The organism is Pseudoxanthomonas indica, from assembly GCF_900167565.1.
Taxonomy (GTDB): domain Bacteria; phylum Pseudomonadota; class Gammaproteobacteria; order Xanthomonadales; family Xanthomonadaceae; genus Pseudoxanthomonas_A; species Pseudoxanthomonas_A indica.
In genome coordinates this window covers 380,623-400,501 of sequence record NZ_FUZV01000002.1, presented here as the reverse complement: position 1 = coordinate 400,501, position 19,879 = coordinate 380,623, and the positions used below count along the sequence as shown (strand labels likewise).

At 65.0% G+C, this 19,879-nt stretch carries 14 protein-coding genes; 4 read left to right on the top strand and 10 right to left on the bottom strand.

The features are described from left to right. Positions 1–4 precede the first annotated feature (4 nt). A complete protein-coding gene (locus tag B5X78_RS12445) occupies positions 5–2,242 on the bottom strand; it encodes an EAL domain-containing protein (RefSeq protein ID WP_176140856.1) in 2,238 nt (745 codons plus the stop codon). Positions 2,243–2,447: 205 nt separating this feature from the next. On the opposite strand from B5X78_RS12445, the gene B5X78_RS12440 reads away from it, so the two are divergent. Next, on the top strand, positions 2,448–3,662 hold the full coding sequence (locus tag B5X78_RS12440) for a DUF3300 domain-containing protein (protein ID WP_176140855.1): 1,215 nt from the start codon (positions 2,448–2,450) through the stop codon (positions 3,660–3,662). A gap of 77 nt (positions 3,663–3,739) precedes the next feature. Here B5X78_RS12440 and clpB read toward each other — a convergent pair whose 3' ends face one another. The 3 genes from clpB to B5X78_RS12425 all read right to left on the bottom strand — a co-directional run bounded on the left by clpB (position 3,740) and on the right by B5X78_RS12425 (position 8,657). Beyond that, the gene (gene clpB / locus B5X78_RS12435) at positions 3,740–6,322 is read right to left on the bottom strand and encodes an ATP-dependent chaperone ClpB (protein ID WP_079724849.1); all 2,583 of its coding nucleotides are present in this window, start codon (positions 6,320–6,322) and stop codon (positions 3,740–3,742) included. Positions 6,323–6,509: 187 nt separating this feature from the next. Continuing rightward, positions 6,510–8,108: a SulP family inorganic anion transporter gene (locus B5X78_RS12430; RefSeq protein WP_079724848.1), complete on the bottom strand. Its 1,599-nt coding sequence runs from the start codon at positions 8,106–8,108 to the stop codon at positions 6,510–6,512. Positions 8,109–8,189: 81 nt separating this feature from the next. Beyond that, entirely contained in the window at positions 8,190–8,657 is a 468-nt protein-coding gene (locus tag B5X78_RS12425) for a DUF3574 domain-containing protein (protein ID WP_079726167.1), read from the bottom strand. Positions 8,658–8,886: 229 nt separating this feature from the next. Between B5X78_RS12425 and B5X78_RS12420 the strand changes: the two genes are divergently transcribed. After that, positions 8,887–11,313, top strand: coding sequence for a TonB-dependent receptor plug domain-containing protein (locus tag B5X78_RS12420; protein ID WP_079724847.1), 2,427 nt, complete (start codon positions 8,887–8,889; stop codon positions 11,311–11,313). 258 nt (positions 11,314–11,571) lie between these two features. Here the strand turns inward: B5X78_RS12420 and pgeF are convergent, their stop codons facing one another. Both pgeF and rluD read right to left on the bottom strand, forming a co-directional pair. Beyond that, positions 11,572–12,327, bottom strand: coding sequence for a peptidoglycan editing factor PgeF (gene pgeF / locus B5X78_RS12415; protein ID WP_079724846.1), 756 nt, complete (start codon positions 12,325–12,327; stop codon positions 11,572–11,574). Further along, a complete protein-coding gene (gene rluD, locus B5X78_RS12410; RefSeq protein WP_079724845.1) occupies positions 12,324–13,298 on the bottom strand; it encodes a 23S rRNA pseudouridine(1911/1915/1917) synthase RluD in 975 nt (324 codons plus the stop codon). Before rluD ends, pgeF begins: the two co-directional genes overlap by 4 nt. A 132-nt stretch (positions 13,299–13,430) precedes the next feature. Between rluD and B5X78_RS12405 the strand changes: the two genes are divergently transcribed. Beyond that, entirely contained in the window at positions 13,431–14,336 is a 906-nt protein-coding gene (locus tag B5X78_RS12405) for an outer membrane protein assembly factor BamD (RefSeq protein WP_079726166.1), read from the top strand. A gap of 823 nt (positions 14,337–15,159) precedes the next feature. On the opposite strand, the gene B5X78_RS12400 is transcribed toward B5X78_RS12405, so the two are convergent. Next, a complete protein-coding gene (locus B5X78_RS12400; protein ID WP_079724844.1) occupies positions 15,160–15,402 on the bottom strand; it encodes a hypothetical protein in 243 nt (80 codons plus the stop codon). 268 nt (positions 15,403–15,670) lie between these two features. On the opposite strand from B5X78_RS12400, the gene B5X78_RS18465 reads away from it, so the two are divergent. Then, positions 15,671–15,973, top strand: coding sequence for a hypothetical protein (locus tag B5X78_RS18465; RefSeq protein WP_139381550.1), 303 nt, complete (start codon positions 15,671–15,673; stop codon positions 15,971–15,973). A gap of 39 nt (positions 15,974–16,012) precedes the next feature. Here B5X78_RS18465 and B5X78_RS12395 read toward each other — a convergent pair whose 3' ends face one another. From B5X78_RS12395 to sucC, 3 genes are all read right to left on the bottom strand, one after another. Then, positions 16,013–17,650, bottom strand: a complete 1,638-nt coding sequence (locus tag B5X78_RS12395) for an NAD+ synthase (RefSeq protein ID WP_079724843.1) — start codon at positions 17,648–17,650, stop codon at positions 16,013–16,015. A 155-nt stretch (positions 17,651–17,805) separates the two neighbouring features. Beyond that, positions 17,806–18,678 carry a succinate--CoA ligase subunit alpha gene (gene sucD / locus B5X78_RS12390; protein ID WP_079724842.1) on the bottom strand — a complete coding sequence of 291 codons (873 nt, stop codon included), beginning with the start codon at positions 18,676–18,678 and terminating at the stop codon, positions 17,806–17,808. A 25-nt stretch (positions 18,679–18,703) separates the two neighbouring features. Further along, entirely contained in the window at positions 18,704–19,867 is a 1,164-nt protein-coding gene (sucC, locus tag B5X78_RS12385) for an ADP-forming succinate--CoA ligase subunit beta (protein WP_079724841.1), read from the bottom strand. Positions 19,868–19,879 lie beyond the last annotated feature (12 nt).

The window sequence follows — 19,879 nt, the reverse complement described above, 5'->3', positions numbered from 1 at the left end:
CAGATCAGCCGAACGACATCTCGCGAGGCAGCACGTTGGCCAGCACTTCCGACAGCGGCAGTGGCGGCGAATACAAATCGCCCTGCACCCAGTCCACGTCCAGTTCACCCAGGCATTCGGCGGTGATGCGGTCTTCGACGAATTCGGCCACGGTCTCGGCGCCGAATACACCAGCCACCGCTACGGTCGCCTGCACCAGCGCGTAATCGCTGCCGCGCTGGGCAACGTTGCGGATGAACGAGCCGTCAATCTTGATGATGTCCACCGGCAGTTCTTTCAGGCGTGCAAAGCTCTGCATGCCGGTGCCGAAATCATCGATTGCCACCTGGCATCCGCGCGCACGCAGATCCCGCAGCAGGCGGCTGGCCATGGCGGTGCTGGAAATGGCCGCGGTTTCGGTCACTTCGAAACACAGCGCCGACAGCGGCAGCGGCGAGTCCGCCAGCAAGGTGCGCAGCTCAATCTGGAAACTCATCGAGGCCAGACTCTGCCCGGTCAGGTTGATGGCGATGCGCTCGCAATACGGCAAGGCATCGGGGTAACGCCGCAGTTGCCGGAACAGCGCGCGGATCACCGCCAGATCCAGTTCGGCGCCACGGCCGGCGGCTTCGATGGGGCGCATGAAGCGCGCCGGGGGAATCAGCCGGCCTTCGTCATCGCGCAGGCGGCACAGCACCTCGCCGGAGATGGTGGCGTCGGCTTCGTCGGCGCTGGCGCGTCGGCGGATCGGCTGGAAGTACAGCACCATGCGTTCGTTGCGCAGGCAGGACAGTGCCATTGCCGCATCCGACATCTGCTGGCGATGCGATTCGCGCAGGCGATCATCATTCAGATCGCTGTAACGCGGCAGCACTTCGCCATGCTGGCGCGCATCAAAAGCCAGGTGCGAGGCGGTCAGCAGCGCCGCGTCCACGGTGTCGGCCGGCGAGGCCGACAGCGACGCCACGCCCAGGTACGGCAGCAGGCGCACTGGCTGATCCTCGGCATGCAGTTCGGCGTGCTCGACGCGCACCACCAGCCGCTCCCAGATGTCGTCGTCGCTCTTGTTCAACGGCACCAGGCCGAACTGGCCCGTGCCCAGGTAATAGACCTCGACCAGATCGGACAGGCGCGTGGCGATGGCTTCCATCACCCGGGCCTGCGTGTCCAGGCCGAAGCCGGTCAGCAGGGTGTCGGCCTGATCCAGCAGCAGGAAGCCCAGTTCGTGCCGCGCCGGCGGCGCGTTGCGCATGCGTAGTCTCAATGCACGCAGGTTGGGCAGGCCGGTGATGGTGTCGCGCAGGCTTTCCTCGCCCAGTCGTTGCGACAGGTCGCGGCGATCGCGGCTGATCACCCACAGGTACAGCATCGCCAGCAGCAGGATGTCCACTTCCAGCGCAAGGTGGAACAGATTGACCAGGCCCAGGCCCGTGTTGCCGGCTTCGGCCGCACCCGACATCGCATACACCAGGCAGAACAGCGCCGCCGCCAGCGCCGGCATCGAGCGGCGCGGCGGCAGCCGCAGCACGAACCAGGCCAGCACCACGAACAGGGCGAAGCGGTAATCCATCAACACCACTGCCGGCGATGCCAGGCCCGCATGCACGGCCTGCGAACTCCACAGGCTGATCGCCAGGCCGGCGATGAGCGCCAGCGGCCAGCCCCAGCCGGCGAAGCGGCTGCTGCGGTGCGGTGCGGTCTCGCCCCGCTCGGTCCAGGCCGCCAACAGCGGCAACGTCACCACCGCCACGCCGAACTGCTTGGCGAAAAAGGTCTGGAACATCGAGCTGATCGCCACCGCCGGCTCGGCAATGAGGACGGTGGTGCCACCCAGCAAGGCCAGCCCGGCTGGATAGACAAACAAGCCCATCACCACCAACCGGCCCAGGCCACGGCGGTCGATGCGGCGACGTTCGGGATCCCGCGGCCAGCCGGCCCAACGGGCACAGGCCAGTGTCCAGAAACCGATGGCGATCCAGGCGCCCAGTCCCCACAGCAGCGGAGGCCACTGGCCGGGCTCGAAATTCCACTGCCGCACCGCCCAGCCCACGGCCGTGAACGCCACGGCGCCCGCTACTACGCGGCGGTCGGTTTCCAGCAGGGCAATGGCCAGCAGCAGGCCGGCGTGCAGGTGAATCAGGGAGGCGTTGGCGGTGGTGCCGAAAAAATCGATGCGATAGCTGATCGCCACCTGCTGGGCCAGCACGCACAGGCCACCCAACAGGACGATCTTGCCAGCCGGGCTGCGCCACCATGCTTTCATTGGCTCATCCACGCCTTGTCGATGGACGTGCATCGGGCACGTCCTATGGTTCGACGAACGCAGGACAAGGCGCAAAGCGGCCAAGCCCTGCCGCTCAGGCGTGCTGACAAAGCACGCACGCAAGCGCGGTGGTCGGCCGCCTACCATGCTCGACCGCTGCGGAACCGCCGCAACGCCCTGCCCGTTTCCCCATCGCCTGCCCCCCATGTCCTTTCCCCGCACGCACTATCTGGCCGCTGTGCTGACCGCCTTTCTCGGCTGCGCCCCGGTCAGCGGCCTCGTCATCGCGCCGGCCCGGGCCGCCCCTGCGATCTCGACGGCCGACCGGCTGGTACCGGTGGTCGCATCAGTGGCGCTCTATCCGGATCCCTTGCTGGCGCAGGTGTTCACCGCCGCGCAGTTCCCCGGACAAGTGGCCGAAGCCTCGCGCTGGTTGCAGCTCAATCCGCGTCTGCAGGGTGATGCCGCCACCCGCCAGGCCGCCCGCAAACGCTGGAATGCCAGCGTCCAGTCGCTGGTGGCGTTCCCGGACGTGCTGCACGCCATGGCCGGTCAGCCCGCCTGGTTGCGCAACCTGGGTCAGGCCTATGCGCAGCAGCCGACCCAGGTGATGGACGCGGTGCAACGCTTGCGCCGGCAGGCCTACCAGGCAGGCCATCTGCGGACCGGCAAACAGCAGCAGGTGGTGCTGGCGCATGGACGGATCAGCATCGAGCCGGTCGACCCGCGCCTGGTGTACGTGCCGGCCTACGACCCGGTCGTGGTGTATGGCCATTGGGCCTACGCCTCCCCGCCGGTCGTCTTCGCACCGCGCGCGCGCGTGGGCGAGGCAGTAGCGGCGGGACTGGCCTTTGGTCTGGGCGTGGCCATCATCAACGCGCAGTGGGGCGACATCGACTGGGATCACGGCACGACCGTGGTCAACCATTACTACACCGACAACAGCGTCTACGTGGATGACCGTTCCACGCATGTCGACAACAGTGACCACTCGATTCGCGTCGAAGACAATAGCGACCACTCGATCCACGTCGAAGACAACAGCGACCACTCGAACCACATCGAGGACAACAGCGACCACTCGAACCACGTCGAGGACAACAGCGACCATGTTTCGCAGGTTGACGCGTCGAGCCCGGTGATCGACGACGATGAAGGAGACGACGGCGACGATATCAGCTCAGGCCAGCCGGATCATGATGGCGCCGATGACACCATCGTCGGCGAGGATGATGAGGAGGAGCAGGAAGCCGACATTTCCTTCGACAATGACCCTGTCGAAGAATCCAATGATGGGTTCAGCGATGAAGACGATGGTTCGGACGATGGGCTAAGCAGTGATGACAGCGATGCCGACGGTGGAATCAGCGATGACGGCGGCGATGCCGACAGCGGATTCAGTGGTGACGAGGACGAGTAACCCGCGCTTCCACCCTGATGGATCAAGAAGGCCGCCCTGAGGCGGCCTTCTTTTTCTGCACAACGCATGGACCCAACTCATTCCTTGCGGAACACCAGGTGCCCGCCTTCGGCCGCGACCCGCACGCGGTCGCCCTGGCCGAACTCGCCGGACAGGATCTTCTGCGCCAGCGGGTTTTCCAACTGGCTCTGGATCGCACGCTTGAGCGGGCGCGCACCGTAAACCGGATCAAAGCCGACATTGCCCAGCAGCATCAGCGCGCTGTCGTCGATCTCGAAGCTGATCTGGCGCTCGGCCAGGCGCTTGGCCAGGTAGCGGGTCTGGATGCGGGCAATCTCGCGGATCTGCGCCTTGTCCAGCGGATGGAACACGACGATGTCGTCGAGCCGGTTGATGAACTCCGGACGGAAGTGCGCCTGCACCACGCCCATCACCGCGGCCTTCATCTGCGTGTAGCTTTCCGGGCTGTCGTCGGACAGCTCCTGGATCAGGCTGGAGCCGAGGTTGGAGGTCATCACGATCACGGTGTTGCGGAAGTCGACCGTGCGGCCCTGGCCATCGGTCAGACGGCCGTCGTCCAGCACCTGCAGCAGGATGTTGAACACATCCGGATGCGCCTTCTCGACTTCATCGAGCAGGATCACGCTGTACGGACGGCGACGCACCGCCTCGGTCAGGTAGCCACCTTCCTCGTAACCCACATAGCCCGGAGGCGCACCGACCAGGCGGCTGACCGCGTGCTTCTCCATGAACTCGCTCATGTCGATGCGGACCATGGCATCGGAAGAATCGAACAGGAACTCGGCCAGCGTCTTGCACAGCTCGGTCTTGCCCACGCCGGTGGGGCCCAGGAACAGGAAGCTGCCTGACGGCCGCTCCGGATCCGACAGACCGGCGCGCGAACGCCGCACCGCATCGGAGACGACCTTGATCGCTTCTTCCTGGCCAATCACCCGTCCGCGCAGCGAGTCTTCCATCTTCAGTAGTTTCTCGCGCTCGCCTTCCAGCATCTTGCTGACCGGGATGCCGGTCCAGCGCGACACGACTTCGGCGATTTCTTCGTCGGTGACCTTGTCCTGCAGCAGCTTGAATCCCTTTTGCTCGGCTTCCTGCGCGGCGCCCAGCTGCTTTTCCAGCGACGGCAGCAAGCCGTACTGGATTTCGCTCATGCGCGCGTAGTCCTGCTTGCGCTGGGCCGCTTCCAGATCCAGCTTGGCGCGCTCGATCTGTTCCTTGATTTTTGTCGCGCCGGTGAGCGTGGCCTTCTCGGCCTTCCAGACTTCCTCCAGATCGCTGAACTGCTTCTGCAGGCTGTCGATTTCGCTTTCCAAATCGCTCAAGCGCTGCTTGGACTGCGCGTCCTTTTCCTTCTTCAGCGCTTCGCGCTGGATCTTGAGCTGGATCAGGCGGCGCTCCATCCGATCCATTTCTTCGGGCTTGGAGTCGATTTCCATGCGGATGCGGCTGGCGGCTTCGTCCATCAGGTCGATGGCCTTGTCCGGCAGTTGCCGATCAGCGATGTAGCGATGCGAGAGCGTGGCCGCGGCGACGATGGCCGGGTCGGTGATTTCCACGCCATGGTGCACGGCGTACTTTTCCTTCAGCCCGCGCAGGATCGCGATGGTGTCCTCGACACTGGGCTCGCCCACGAAGACCTTCTGGAAGCGGCGCTCCAGCGCGGCATCCTTCTCCACGTACTTGCGGTATTCGTCCAGGGTGGTGGCGCCGATGCAGTGCAACTCGCCGCGCGCCAGCGCCGGCTTGAGCATGTTGCCGGCGTCCATCGAACCTTCGGCCTTGCCGGCGCCGACCATGGTGTGCAGCTCGTCGATGAACAGGATGATCTGGCCTTCGTTCTTCGACAGGTCACTGAGCACGGCCTTGAGCCGCTCCTCGAACTCGCCGCGGAACTTGGCGCCGGCGATCAGCGCACCCATGTCCAGCGACAGCACGCGCTTGCCGCGCAGTCCTTCGGGCACTTCGCCGTTGACGATGCGCTGGGCCAGGCCTTCGACAATCGCGGTCTTGCCCACGCCCGGCTCGCCGATCAGCACCGGATTGTTCTTGGTACGACGCTGCAATACCTGGATGGTGCGGCGAATCTCTTCATCGCGGCCAATCACCGGATCGAGCTTGCCGACCTCGGCGCGTTCGGTCAGATCGATGGTGTATTTTTCCAGCGCCTGGCGCTGGTCTTCGGCATTTTCCGATTGCACCTTTTCGCCTCCCCGCAGCTTGTCGATCGCCGCGCGCAATTTCTGCTTGTCGGCGCCGCTGGATTTCAGTTCCTGGCCGGCCGCTCCCGGATCATCCAGCGCCGCCAACAGGAACCACTCGCTGGCGATGTAGGTATCGCCATTGTCCTGCGCCAGTTTGTCGGTGACGTTGAGCAGGCGCGACAGATCGTTGCCGATGGAAAGATTACCGGCCTGGCCGGTGACCTTGGGCAACTTGTCCAACGCCTCGCCCACGCGTTCGCGCAGCACGGGAATGTTGACGCCGGCCTGGGCCAGCAGCGGCCGGGTGCTGCCGCCGCTCTGCTCCAGCAGCGCACTGAGCACGTGCACCGGCTCGATCATGGTGTGGTCGCGGCCCACGGCCAGCGATTGCGCGTCGGCCAGCGCCTGCTGGAAACGCGAGGTGAGCTTGTCCATCCGCATCGGGGAAACCCTCAAAAAGAGGCCGGCCTGCGCCGGCAATGGTATCCAGATGCGGGTGCTGCCGTCGGTTTCAAGACCATTTGAGACGGCGCACGATGCAGCGTCAGCGACCAGCCAGCCTGAGGCGTCCACCTCTCCCGCCAGCGGGAGAGGTCGGCGCGCATAGCGCGCCGGGTGAGGGCAAACCTCAGCGACTCTCCGCCTGCACCTGCGGCTTCTGCAGCCCCAGCAATCCCAACAGCACCGCCAAGGCCACATAGGCGCCGACGAACTGCCACAGGATCGCCTTGCCCAGCCCGACCACGTGCCAGGGCAGATAGATGCCGCCGCGCGGATCCACCGAGTGGATGAAGCCGAACAGGGTCAGCCCCGCCCCCAGCAGCAACACCAGTGCGGCACGCCCGAAGCGCTGATCGATCATCGCCACCAGCGCGGTCGACCAGATCATCGCGGTGATGATGAAGCCGTTGCCCAGGGTCACGATGGTGGCCAGATCCGGCAGGCCATGGCTGTCGACGCCGTTGTACAGCGCGGCAAAGTTTTCCGGCGCGATCCACGCCGGGTTGCCGACCTTGATCACCAGCAGGTAGGCAATCGAAGGCAGGAACGCCAGCGCCACCGCCGGCGCATATTTGCGCGGGCTTTCGTGGAAGGCCTGCACGGTGATGTCCAGGCCCACGTACACGATGATCGGCGCCAGCACCGCCACCGGCAGCCACTGCACCAGCCCGGAGACGTAACCGAAGATGCCACCCAGACCAATGAACAAGCCGGCCAGCAGCGTGTAACCCAGCCGCGCACCCATGTGCTTGTAAGCGGGCTGGCCAATGTAGGGCGTGGTCTGCGCGACGCCGCCGCAGAAGCCGGCCACCAGCGTGGAAATCGCTTCAGCCAGCAATACATCGCGCGTGCGGTAGTCATCACCGGCGGCGCGCGCGCTTTCGCTGACGTTGATGCCGCCCACCACCATCAGCAGACCGAACGGCAGCAGCAACGGCAGGTAGGGCACGGTGTCGCGCAGGCCGTTGATGAAACCCAGCGTGGGCAACGGCAGGGTGAACGCGAGCGCGGTGGCTTCGGGCACCTTGAAGCCCGGCGTACCCAGCCCGGCCAGGCCCAGCCCGTAATACAGCGTGGTGCCGACGATGAAAGCCAGCAGCACGCCCGGAATACGCACCGGCAACTTGCCCTTGGCCACCAGCACGTACAGCAGCAGGCCAAAGGTGACGAAGCCCACCACCGGCGAGCGCAGCGTTTCGATCAGCGGCAGGAAGCCGAGCAGGGTCAACGCGGCGCCGCCAATCGAACCCAGCAGCGCGGCGCGCGGCACTGCGCGCGTGATCGCATCGCCGAAGAAAGACAGCACCAGCTTGAGCGTACCCATCACCACCAGCGAGGCCATGCCCAGCTGCCAAGTCGCCAATGCGGCGGCGCTTTCGTCCAGGCCGGCCTGCTTGAAGCCGATGAATGACGGGCCCAGCACCAGCAGCGCCATGCCGATGCTGGTGGGCGCATCCAGGCCCAGCGGCATCGCGGTCACGTCATCGCGACCCGTGCGCTGCGCCAGTCGATGCGCCATCCAGGTGTAGATCAGATTGCCGACCAGCACGCCCAGCGCGGTGCCCGGGAACATGCGGGTAAACACCACATCGGCCGGGAACTGGAAGATGCCGATGAGTGCGGCGGCAATGAAGCCGAGGATCGACAGGTTGTCGACCACCAGGCCGAAGAAGCCATTGAGATCGCCGGGGACGAACCAGCGGGGGCGGAAAGACGTTGAATTCATGGGCAGCTCGAAACCGGTTTTAGCCCCTTCTCCCGCTTGCGGGAGAAGGCTGGGATGAGGGCAGGACGCGCGGATGATCGATCAGAACGAAACTTCCGCCGCCTGCTTGGACCACAGCACCGACTGGTGCTTGGTCGCCTGCTTCCACGCCAACCGGATTGCCTCGATGTCGGCCGTCCGCTGCGGCGTGTCCTCATGCAGGATCACCAGCACCTTCGAGTTCAACCGCTCCGGGCCATCCTTGCCGCGGAACAGCCACTGGCCATAGGCGTTGAACACGGTCAGCCCGTCGGGAAAGCGCGGCGTCACTTCCTTGTCCAGGAACGCGCGCCACTGCGTCTCGCTGATCGACGAGGTGGTATCGCCCTCGGTGCCCACCCCGAAGTACAGCTCGCTGCGCACCCAACCCGCGGCCTGCGCCGGCCGGGCCGCGTCGCCCTGCATGGTGGCGGTGACTTCGCCGCCACGGCGGACGACGGGGGTGGGAGAACTGGCGCAAGCGACCAGGGCCAACAACAGGGGAGCAAGGACGAGCGAACGGCGACGCATGGCAACTCCGATAACAAGGCGACCACTGTCGGCCACCACCGGCGTGGCGCCGAAATAACCGCTGGTCATAAGCAGATGGACCAGCGCCATATGCCGGGCGGCGCTGCTGGGTCCGGTCGGCGGCTAATATATCTCTATATCCGGATGGATGGTTGGCAATAGACTGCCGGCTGGCCTGGCCTGACTGGCCGCGCCACTTTCCGGACCCCGACCCCCACTGGAGCCCCCCATGCCCCGCACCTACGCGGCGCCGCTCGCCGTCGCCATCGCCGCCGCCCTGGCCCTGCCCGCTCATGCCCAGGACAGCAGCCCCGCCGCCAACCCCACCAACCTCGACACCGTGCTGGTCACCGGCACCGTGGCCCGCGATCGCACGGTGCTGGAATCGACCGTGCCGGTGGACGTGCTGACCGCCGAGGACATCCGCAAGGCCGGCGTGCTCAACGGCGAACTGGGCAGCGCGCTGCAGGCGCTGCTGCCCTCGTTCAATTTCCCGCGCCAGTCCAACTCCGGCGGCGCCGACCACATCCGCGCCGCCCAGCTGCGCGGCCTCAGCCCCAACCAGGTGCTGGTGCTGGTCAATGGCAAGCGCCGCCACACCAGCGCGCTGGTCAACACCGACAGCAAGATCGGCAAGGGCAACACCCCGGTCGACTTCAACGCCATCCCGGTCAGCGCGATCAAGCGCATCGAAGTGCTGCGTGACGGCGCCGGCGCGCAGTACGGTTCAGATGCGCTGGCCGGCGTGATCAACGTGATCCTCGAAGACGCTCCGGAAGGCGGCGCAGTGGAAGTGAGCTACGGCCTGCACCACACCGACGTGGAGCCGATTGGACAGACGATCACCGATGGCCAGACCGGCTTCTTCAGCGGCAAGGTCGGCACCGCACTGGGCGATGGCGGCTTCCTGCGCGTGGGCGTGGAGTACAAGGAGCGCAACGGCACCAACCGCGCCGGCTTCGATCAGATTCCCTTCTTCGAAGAGCAGACCCCGGACAACCTGGCGCTGGCCGGCAAGCGCAACTATTACCTCGGCGACGGCGATTCCAAGGACATCAACGGCTGGTTCAACAGCGAGCTGCCGATCAGCGACAGCGCCAGCCTGTACGCCTTCGGCACCTTCCACCAGAGCAAGACCCAGGGCGCCAACTACTTCCGCTATCCGGACAGCGTGTCGACCTGGCGCGAAATCTATCCGAACGGCTATCGCCCGGTCTCGCTGGGCGAGAACCAGGACACTGCGCTGGTCGCCGGTGTGCGCGGCCAGTGGGGTGAGTGGGATTACGACGGCAGCCTCAACTACGGCCGCAACGACTTCACCTACCGCCTGCGCAATTCACTCAATGCCTCGCTGGGCCCGAGCAGCCCGACCCAGTTCCGCGTCGGCGATTACGAATTCCAGCAGGCCTTGTTCAATTTCGACATCAGCCGCGTGTTTGGCGATCACACCTTTGCCACCGGCGTGGAATTCCGCCGCGAGGACTACCAGACCGGCGCCGGCGATCCCGCCTCCTATGCCACCGGACCCTTCATTGATCGCCCGACCGGCTCGCAGGCCGGCGGCGGCCTGACCCCGCAGGACACCGCGGATCTGGATCGCGACGTGGCCAGTGTCTACGCCAGCCTGAGCAGCCGCTTCGGCGAGAAGTTCTACACCGATATCTCCGCGCGCTACGAGCACTACAGCGACTTTGGCGGCGAACTGACTGGCAAGCTGGCCGCGCGCTACGAATTTGCGCCGGCCTTCGCGTTGCGTGGTTCGGTCTCCAACAACTTCCGCGCGCCTTCGTTGAGCCAGATTGGTTTCGAATCCACCTCCACCGGCTACGACGCCTCCGGCCAACTGACCCAGGGGCGCCTGCTCTCGGTCAATAATCCGATTGCCCGCGCGCTGGGCGCCACCGATCTGGATCCGGAAAAGTCGATCAACCTGAGCCTGGGTTTCACCAGCCGCATAGGCGAGCACTTTGACCTGTCGTTCGACGTGTTCCGCATCGATATCGACGATCGCATCGCGATTACCGAACGCATCACCGGCGATGCGCTCACCGAGTTCGTGCTGGACAATTTCGGCGTGCCGGGCGTGCAGAGCGCCGGCTTCTTCATCAACGCCGCCGACACCCGCACCGAAGGCGGCGAGCTGGTCGCCAATTGGCGCCAGGGCCTGGGCAATGGCCAGCTGCTGCTGACCGGCACCTGGAGCTACGCCAAGACCGAGCTGAAGAACGTCACCGCCACCCCGCAGGCGCTGCTGGATATCGACCCGTCCTACGTGCTGTTTGGCGTGGAAGAGAGCAACACGCTGACCGATGCCGCGCCGCGCACACGCGCGGTGTTCAGCGCCAACTGGGGCAATGACAACTGGTCGCTGCTCGGCCGCGTGAGCCGGCATGGCAGCGCCAAGCGGGTGTTCAATTTTGGCGGCGGCTTCGAGCCGGAGCAGACCTACGGCGCCGAGTGGCAGCTGGATGCGGAAGTGGAGTATCGCTTCAGCGAACGCTGGAGTCTGGCGCTGGGTGGCTTGAACCTGACCGACGAGTACCCGGATCTGTCGAACCAGGACATCTACTACTTCGGCAACCTGCCGTATGACGTGTTGTCGCCGATTGGCAGCAATGGTGCGTACTACTACACGCGGGTTCGTTACAGCTTCTGACATTTTGCTCCCTCCCCCGCGTGCGGGGGAGGGTTGGGGTGGGGGCCACCGAAGTCCCAACCTCAACGCCTGCAACCTTCGCACCGAAGCGCATCAACTGGGCATGCGATCAATCTGTCCTTCGCTCACTACACGCGGGTGCGTTACACCTTCCAAGCGGATCTGTCGGCTCCGACGACGACAACCAGGTGCGTCGAAGTCTGGTCTTCGTTCGCCCCCACCCCAGCCCTCCCCCGCTCGCGGGGGAGGGGGCTAGTCTCAGGCGACCTTCCAGATGATCGTCGCCATCCGCCCGGTCTGCGCATCCCGTCGATGCGAGAAAAACTGATCGGCCTCGGCAATCGTGTCGCGGCCACCGCCACTGACGCGGGTCACGCCCGCTGCATGCAATCGCCGCCGCGCCAGCGCATACAAATCCACGCGCCAATGAGCCGGTCGCGTCGCGATGAACGCCGAGGCCGCGCCGGCATCGTGACCCACGAACGCATCGTGCACTTCCGCGCCGATTTCATACGAAGCTGGCCCCGCCGCCGGCCCCAGCCAGGCAATGATCGATGAACCCGGCACCGCCATCGCGGCGATGGTGTTCTCCAGCACGCCACCGACCAGCCCACGCCAGCCCGCATGCGCCGCGCCGATGACCTGGCCGTCGTCGCTGGCAAACACCACCGGCAGGCAATCAGCGGTGAGGATGGCCAGCGCCACGCCGGCCTGGCGGGTCACCGCGGCATCGGCCACCGGTTCTTCGCCGTCGACGCGCTCCACCACCGCGACATCGGTGCCATGCACCTGGCGCAGCCATTGCGGCGCAGCAGGCAGGCCAAAGCGTTCAATCAGTTCGATGCGATTGGCTTCCACCACCGCCGGGTCATCGCGGTAGTCGCCGTAGCGGGTACCCAGGTTGAAGTGATCGAACGGCGGCTGCGACCGCCCCGCGCCATGACGCAGGGTGGTGAAGGCATGCACGCCGGCAGGCGCGGGCCAGTCGGCGCGCAGGATCGCCCCTTCGCTCACGCCTTGTGCGCCTGACTATCCGCGCGCAGGGCGGCCATCAGATCCTGCATGTCCTGTGGCACCGGCGCGCTGACGCGGATGGCGTCGCCGCTGACCGGATGGCGGAACTCCAGCGTTTCGGCATGCAGCGCCTGGCGCTTGAAGCCACGCAGCGCGGCAATCAGTTCCTCGCTGGCGCCCTTGGGCAGCTTGAGCGGACCGCCGTACAGCGGGTCGCCGATGATCGGGTACTTGATGTGCGCCATGTGCACGCGGATCTGGTGGGTGCGGCCGGTTTCCAGGCGGCACTCCAGCGCGGTGTGCGCGCGGAAGCGCTCGCGCAGGCGGTAATGGGTGACGGCGTCGCGGCCGTCTTCGCGCACGGCCATCTTCAGGCGGTCGCGCGGATGGCGGTCGATGGCCGCATTGGCGGTGCCACCCGAGACCATCGCGCCGACCACGATCGCCAGGTACTGGCGATGCACTTCGCGCGAGGACAGCTGTTCCACCAGCGCGGTCTGCGCCACCACGTTGCGCGCCACCACCATGACCCCGGAGGTGTCCTTGTCCAGGCGATGGACGATACCGGCGCGCGGCAGCACGTTGAGCGACGGGTCGCGGAACAGCAGGGCGTTGACCAGGGTGCCGCGCGGATTGCCGGCGCCCGGGTGCACCACCAGGCCGGCCGGCTTGTTGAGCACGAACACGTCGGCATCCTCGTACAGCACGTCCAGCGGGATGTCTTCCGGCTCGGCGTGGGTCTGGGTGTCCAGCACCACGCTCAGGCTGGCGGTTTCGCCGCCGCGCACGGCATCACGCGGCTTGACGGTCTGGCCGTCCAGTTGCGCGTCGCCGGACTTGATCCACTCGGCCAGGCGCGAGCGGGAGTACTCCGGGAACAGGTCGGCCAGGACCGCGTCGAAACGGCGGCCGGCGGCGGATTCAGGCACGCGCGCGGTGCGCGGGGCGTCGGATGAGGGGGTATCGGTCATACGGGGTCGGTGCGGCCAAGCCCGGGGTTTCCGGGAATGTTGGCCGAATATTCATGGCTGGGGCACTGCCTAGGCTATCATCCATGGCTCGTTTCCCTGCCGCGGCCCCGCCGCCAGCCCATGACCCAGCGCATGACCCTGCCCGCTTCGAGCCCGTCCACCGCGAAGCCGCACGTAACCCCCCGCTCTTCCTCCGTGGCCCGTTTCCTGGTGCTGGCGCTGGTCCTGGCCGTTACCGCGACCGGTACGGGCTGCAAGTGGTTCAAGAAGGACGCGCCGGTGGTGCAGCCGGTCGAGACGATGTACGAGACCGGCCACCAGTCGATGAAGACGGCCAACTGGGACCGCGCGCAGACCCAGTACCGCAGCCTGATCGCCCAGTACCCGTACGGCCCCTACACCGAGCAGGCGCTGATGGAATCGGCCTACGCCCAGTACAAGGCCGGCAAGCTGGACGATGCGGTCTCCTCAATCGACAAGTTCCTGCGCACCTACCCGACCCACCGCAACGTGCCGTACATGTACTACCTGCGCGGCCTGGCCAACTCGACCCGCGATGCGGTGTTCCTGCAGCGCGTGTGGAAGCTGGACGCCAGCCGCCGCGATCTGTCCACGCCGATGCAGGGCTACAACGATCTGAGCATCGTGGCCGAGCGCTACCCCAACAGCCGCTACGCCGCCGACGCGCGCCAGCGAATGATCTTTCTGCGCAACCAGTTCGCCCGCCATGAGCTGGACACCGCGCTGTACTACATGCGCCGCGACGCCTACGTCTCCGCCGCCACCCGCGCCCGCTACCTGCTGGAAACCTACCCGCAGAGCGAGTACCAGTACGACGCCGTCGCTGTGCTGGGCGAGGCCTACACCAAGCTGGGCAACCAGGCCCTGGCCGACGACGCCCGCCGCGTGCTGCAGCTCAACGACCCGCAGCACCCGTGGCTGACCGGCGACTGGCCGAAGTACCCCTGGCAGATTCGCCGCCTGAATCCGTTTGCGGGCGAGAAGTCGCCGGCGAGTGGGATGAGTGAGCGGAAGTAAGTTCGCCGACTCCCCAAAAAAAAAGAGCCGCAAGGCTCTTTTTTTTGCTCGAAAGTCGGCTGGTGTTGCCGACCCGACGTCACCCGCTGCGTTGGCTACATTCTGCAGTTGTGCCGCTTTCGCGAGCAGCAAGTTTCTGGGTCCGATTCGCGGTGTTCCTTGATCGACCAACGCCTAGATTGGGCCGGCCCTCGAAGCGGGTCGGAAAATGCATGCACAGCTAGGCACGCGGCCGAAGCCCTTTCCTAACCCCTCATGGTGGCGATGAGTCTTGCGCCGCAACGACAAAGCCCGCTCGGTGAGCGGGCATTTTTCTCGGCCCCAGATTTCTTGCTCAGCTTTGCAAGCCATTAAGTAACTCGGAAAGGCAGAACAAGGTATACCCAGTAACAAGAAATGTTGCGGGAAGCAGAACTCTTATCGCACCAAGCAATCCTGATATCCCTGCCTGTTCGCAAGCCAAAGCCATCTTCTTGCGATAAAGGTTCGACAAGACTGCCGAGACATGATTCCCGGAAAAACTGTTCGGCCTCCCGATACTTTCCCAGTAGGCCCCCGCTCCGTCCTCCAATTTCGTCATCAGTGAGCGAAAACTTGCCAAGTAAGCAGTATTAAGAGCGAACGTAGCAACAACGAGCACAAGGATCACTTCATTCTTCCTTTGGACGTTCGTAGTTCAATTTAGGCGAGAAAGGAAAACGCGGGTCAGAGCACGAATCTACGACCGCCACCTTGATCCCACACCGCGTTCCTTGCTGACTTTGTACAGTGTGCACGCCATTGCCGTGATCGCAGAGCGCTCAGAAGTAAGAACTCCCCATAGTCACGATGCATGCATCGCGAGGACCAGGAATGCGAAGGACAGCAGGGCAACGACACCCATCCAGAGCCACTCTTTCGCATTGAACTTGGCCAGGTACGGGACGACGTCCTCGAACAGCGAACCTTGCTTGCCCGTGCGTCGCTTATGGCTGCGGAAGACCAGGTTGGGTCCAACCGCGGTTGTCAGCAAGAACAGGGCGCCAAAGAGAAGTTGAGACTTTGGCAAGCCCAGGATCATGTGCATCGCTGATTCCATCGTGCTCCCCCTCTTGTGTGCGAAGTCCGTTTCGCTTCCTTGTCAGTCATTTCCGACACCCACGCGCGCACTTCACCGACAAAATTTCTTTCGCGATATAGGTGCAATCCGTCGCTACAGGTTCTAGGTTTTGCTACAGGGCATCCCCGTCCCGCAGCGCCCCGCCCCATTCCCCAGCTGCGAGTCAAAAGCGCGGACCGTCTGAGCAGTCACTCAGCCGGCCCGCTAACCAAAACCAGTAAGTGGAGTACCGATCATGGCTAGCCTCAATCCTACAAGCACCCTCCTCCGCCCGGCTACCGAAGGCGCCTTCAACCCGCCCCCCGCACCGCCTTCGCCTCCGGCCCCGCCGGCCCCTCCCACCACAGCGCCGTTCTCCGACGACGCCCGCGACCAACTCTGGACCGTGCAGGAAACCCTGCATCTGCTCCACCTGCTCACCCTCTCGCGCAATGACGATCCCATCATCGCGCCCGAGCAATGGAGCGGCTGCCTGAACCTGCTCAGCACCCAGCTGGCGCAAGCACTGAAGGAACCGCAAGACCCGCTGGCCGCATGAGGCCAGCCAAAAGAAAGCCCGGCGTTGCCGGGCTTTCTCTCAACTCGAATACTTGTTGGTAATCGGATAGCGCCGCTCACGCCCGAACGCACGGCGCGAAATCTTTGGCCCCGGCGCGGCCTGGTGGCGCTTCCACTCGCTGATGCGCACCAGCCGCAACATGCGATCCACCACGTTGGCATCAAAGCCGGCGGCGACAATCTCGTCGCGTGACTGTTCCTGATCCACGTAACGGAACAGGATGGCATCCAGCACGTCGTACGGCGGCAGCGAGTCCTGATCCTTCTGGTTCTCGCGCAGCTCCGCCGACGGCGGGCGATTGATCACCTCCGGCGGAATCACCGGCGCGCCGCCCACGGTATTGCGCCAACGCGCCAGATCAAACACCTCGGTCTTGTACAGATCCTTGATGGGCGCGTAGCCGCCGCACATGTCGCCGTAGATGGTGGCGTAGCCCACCGCGTACTCGCTCTTGTTGCCGGTGGTCAGCAGCAGGCCATGGAACTTGTTGGCCAGCGCCATCAGGATCACGCCGCGGCTGCGCGACTGCAGGTTCTCTTCGGTCACGTCCACCGGCAGGTCGCCGAACATCGGCGCCAGAGCTTCCAGGAAACCCTTGAACGGCGCTTCGATGGAGATGGCTTCCAGCTTTACCCCCAGCGCGCGGCATTGCTCGGCGGCCAGGTCATTGGACAGGCCGGCGGTGTAGCGCGAAGGCAGGCGCACGGCGGTGACGTGGTCCGCACCCAGCGCATCCACCGCCATCGCCAGCACCAACGCCGAGTCGATGCCACCGGACAGGCCCAGCCAGACCTTCTGGAAACCGTTCTTGCCGCAGTAATCACGCAAGCCGCGCACGATGGCGCGCCAGGCCAGCGCCTCGCGGCTTTCATCACCGTCATCGACCCACTGCACCGGGCGAAACTTGCGGGTGGCGTCGTCGTAGTCCACCACCAGCCACTGATCGGTGAACGCAGCGGCGGCCGGATGCACCGTGCCATCGCCATCGGCCACGACGGAAGAACCGTCGAACACCAGCGCATCCTGCCCGCCCACCACGTTCAAGTAGGCCAGCGCCTGGCCGGTATCGCGGCAACGTTCGGCAAGCAAGGCATCGCGCTGGGCGTGCTTGTCGCGGTCGTAAGGCGAGGCGTTGGGAATCAGCACCACGCTGGCGCCGGCCCGCGCGGTGTCGGCCAGCGGCTCGGGGAACCACAGGTCTTCGCAGATGATCAGCCCCAGGGTGACGTCCTTGACCTGGAACACGCAGGTCTCGCCATTAGGGTCGACGTCGAAATAGCGGCGCTCGTCGAACACCGCGTAGTTGGGCAACTCGCGCTTGCGGTAAGTCTGTTCGACATGGCCATCGCGCAGCACGCTGGCCGCGTTGTAGACCACGCTGCCGGCGGTCTCCGGCCAACCGACCACGGCGGTGATGCCGGTCGTGGTGGCGGCAATCTGCCGCAGCGCGCTCTCGCAATCGGCCAGGAAGCGCGGCCGCAGCAGCAGGTCTTCCGGCGGATAGCCGCTGATGGCCAGTTCCGGGAACAACACCACATCGGCGCCGTACTCATCGCGCGCCTGCGCGATGTACTCGGTGATGCGCTCGGCATTGCGGGCGACGTCACCCACCGGAAAGTCGAACTGGGCCAGGGCGATGCGCAGCGGTGCGGTCATGGAGTCATTCTGCCGTGTACTTGCTACAGAAGCGCATTATTCCAGAAGCGGCGTGGTCACACGCCTCACGCCCGGCCACTGCCAGCCCTCCCCTCCCCCCAAAAGAAAAAGCCGCCCGAAGGCGGCTTCTTCCACACACCCGCTTGCGCGGAGGCTTACTTCAAGCGTGCCGCAATGGCCGCACCCAGGTCGCCCGGCGAACGGACGGTGGTGACGCCAGCGGCTTCCATCGCCGCGAACTTGCCTTCGGCCGTGCCCTTGCCGCCCGAGGCGATTGCACCGGCGTGGCCCATGCGCTTGCCCTTGGGAGCCGAGGCACCGGCGATGAAACCCACCACCGGCTTCTTCACGTGCGCCTTGATGTACTCGGCGCCGGCTTCCTCGGCGTCGCCGCCGATTTCGCCGACCATGATGATGCCTTCGGTCTGCGGGTCTTCGTTGAACAGCTTCAGGCAGTCGACGAAGTTCAAACCGTTGATCGGGTCGCCGCCGATGCCGATGCAGGTGCTCTGGCCCAGGCCCACGTCGGTGGTCTGCTTGACCGCTTCATAGGTCAGCGTGCCCGAACGCGAGACGATGCCGATCTTGCCCGGCTTGTGGATGTGGCCCGGCATGATGCCGATCTTGCACTCGCCCGGGGTGATGATGCCGGGGCAGTTGGGACCGATCAGCACGGTGTCCGGATGCGACTTCAGCACGTTCTTGACGCGCAGCATGTCCAGCACCGGGATGCCTTCGGTGATGCACACGATGACCTTGATGCCGGCCGCGGCCGCTTCCAGGATCGCGTCGGCCGCGAACGGCGGCGGCACGTAGATGACCGAGGCGTCGGCGCCGGTGGCCTTGACCGCATCGGCCACGGTGTTGAACACCGGCAGTTCGATGTGCGTCGTGCCGCCCTTGCCCGGGGTCACGCCGCCCACGACCTGGGTGCCGTACTCAATCATCTGGGTGGCGTGGAAGGTGCCCTGCTGGCCGGTAAAGCCCTGCACGATGACCTTGGTGTTCTTGTTGATCAAAACAGACATGGATAGTTCCTAGGCTCGTGTGGACTCAGGCGGCGACCGCAGCAACGGCCTTCTTGGCGCCGTCGTTGATGTCGTCGGCGGGGATGATGGCCATGCCGCTTTCTTTCAGCAGCTTCTTGCCTTCTTCCACGTTGGTGCCTTCCAGACGCACGATGACCGGCACCTGCACGCCCACTTCCTTGACCGCTTCGATGATGCCTTCGGCAATCATGTCGCAGCGGACGATGCCGCCGAAGATGTTGACGAAAATCGCCTTGACCTTGTCGCTCGACAGGATCAGCTTGAAGGCTTCAATCACGCGCTGCTTGTTGGCGCCGCCGCCCACGTCCAGGAAGTTCGCCGGCTCGCCGCCATTGAGCTTGATGACGTCCATGGTGGCCATGGCCAGGCCTGCGCCGTTGACCATGCAACCGATGTTGCCGTCCATGGTGACGTAGTTGATGTCCATCTCCGAGGCCAGCACTTCGGTCTCGTCTTCCTGCGCCTTGTCGCGCATGGCAACCAGCGCCGGATGGCGGAAGTTGGCGTTGTCGTCGGAGTTGATCTTGCCGTCCAGCACGGCCAGGTCGCCGTTGGTGAGGATGGCCAGCGGGTTGAGTTCGACCAGCGCCAGATCCTTTTCGTTGAACAGCTTGTACAGGCCCAGCATGATCTTGCTCAGCTGGTTGACCTGCTTGGCGTTCAGACCCAGCTTGAAGCCGATGTCGCGGCACTGGTACGGCTGCAGACCTTCAACGAAGTCCACGTCGAGCTGGTAGATCAGTTCCGGGGTTTCCTCGGCAACCTTTTCGATGTCCACGCCGCCTTCCGGCGAGGTGATGAAGGTGATCGCGCGGGTGCCGCGATCGATCAGCACCGACAGGTACAGTTCCTTGGCGATGTCCGTGCCTTCGGAAATCAGCACCGCGTCAATCGGCAGGGCCACGCCGGCCGACTGGTAGGTGGCCATACGCGTGCCCAGCATGGCGGCGGCGTACTGCTTGACCTCGTCCAGGCTCCGGGCCAGCTTCACACCGCCCGCCTTGCCGCGGCCACCGGCGTGAATCTGGGCCTTGACCACCCAGAGATCGCCCGGGATGGACTTGGCGGCTTCCACCGCTTCTTCCGGCGTGCGCGCGACGCGCCCGGCCGGGACTGCAATGCCATAGTCGGCAAACAGTTGTTTTGCCTGGTATTCGTGAAAATTCATGCGTCACCGTGG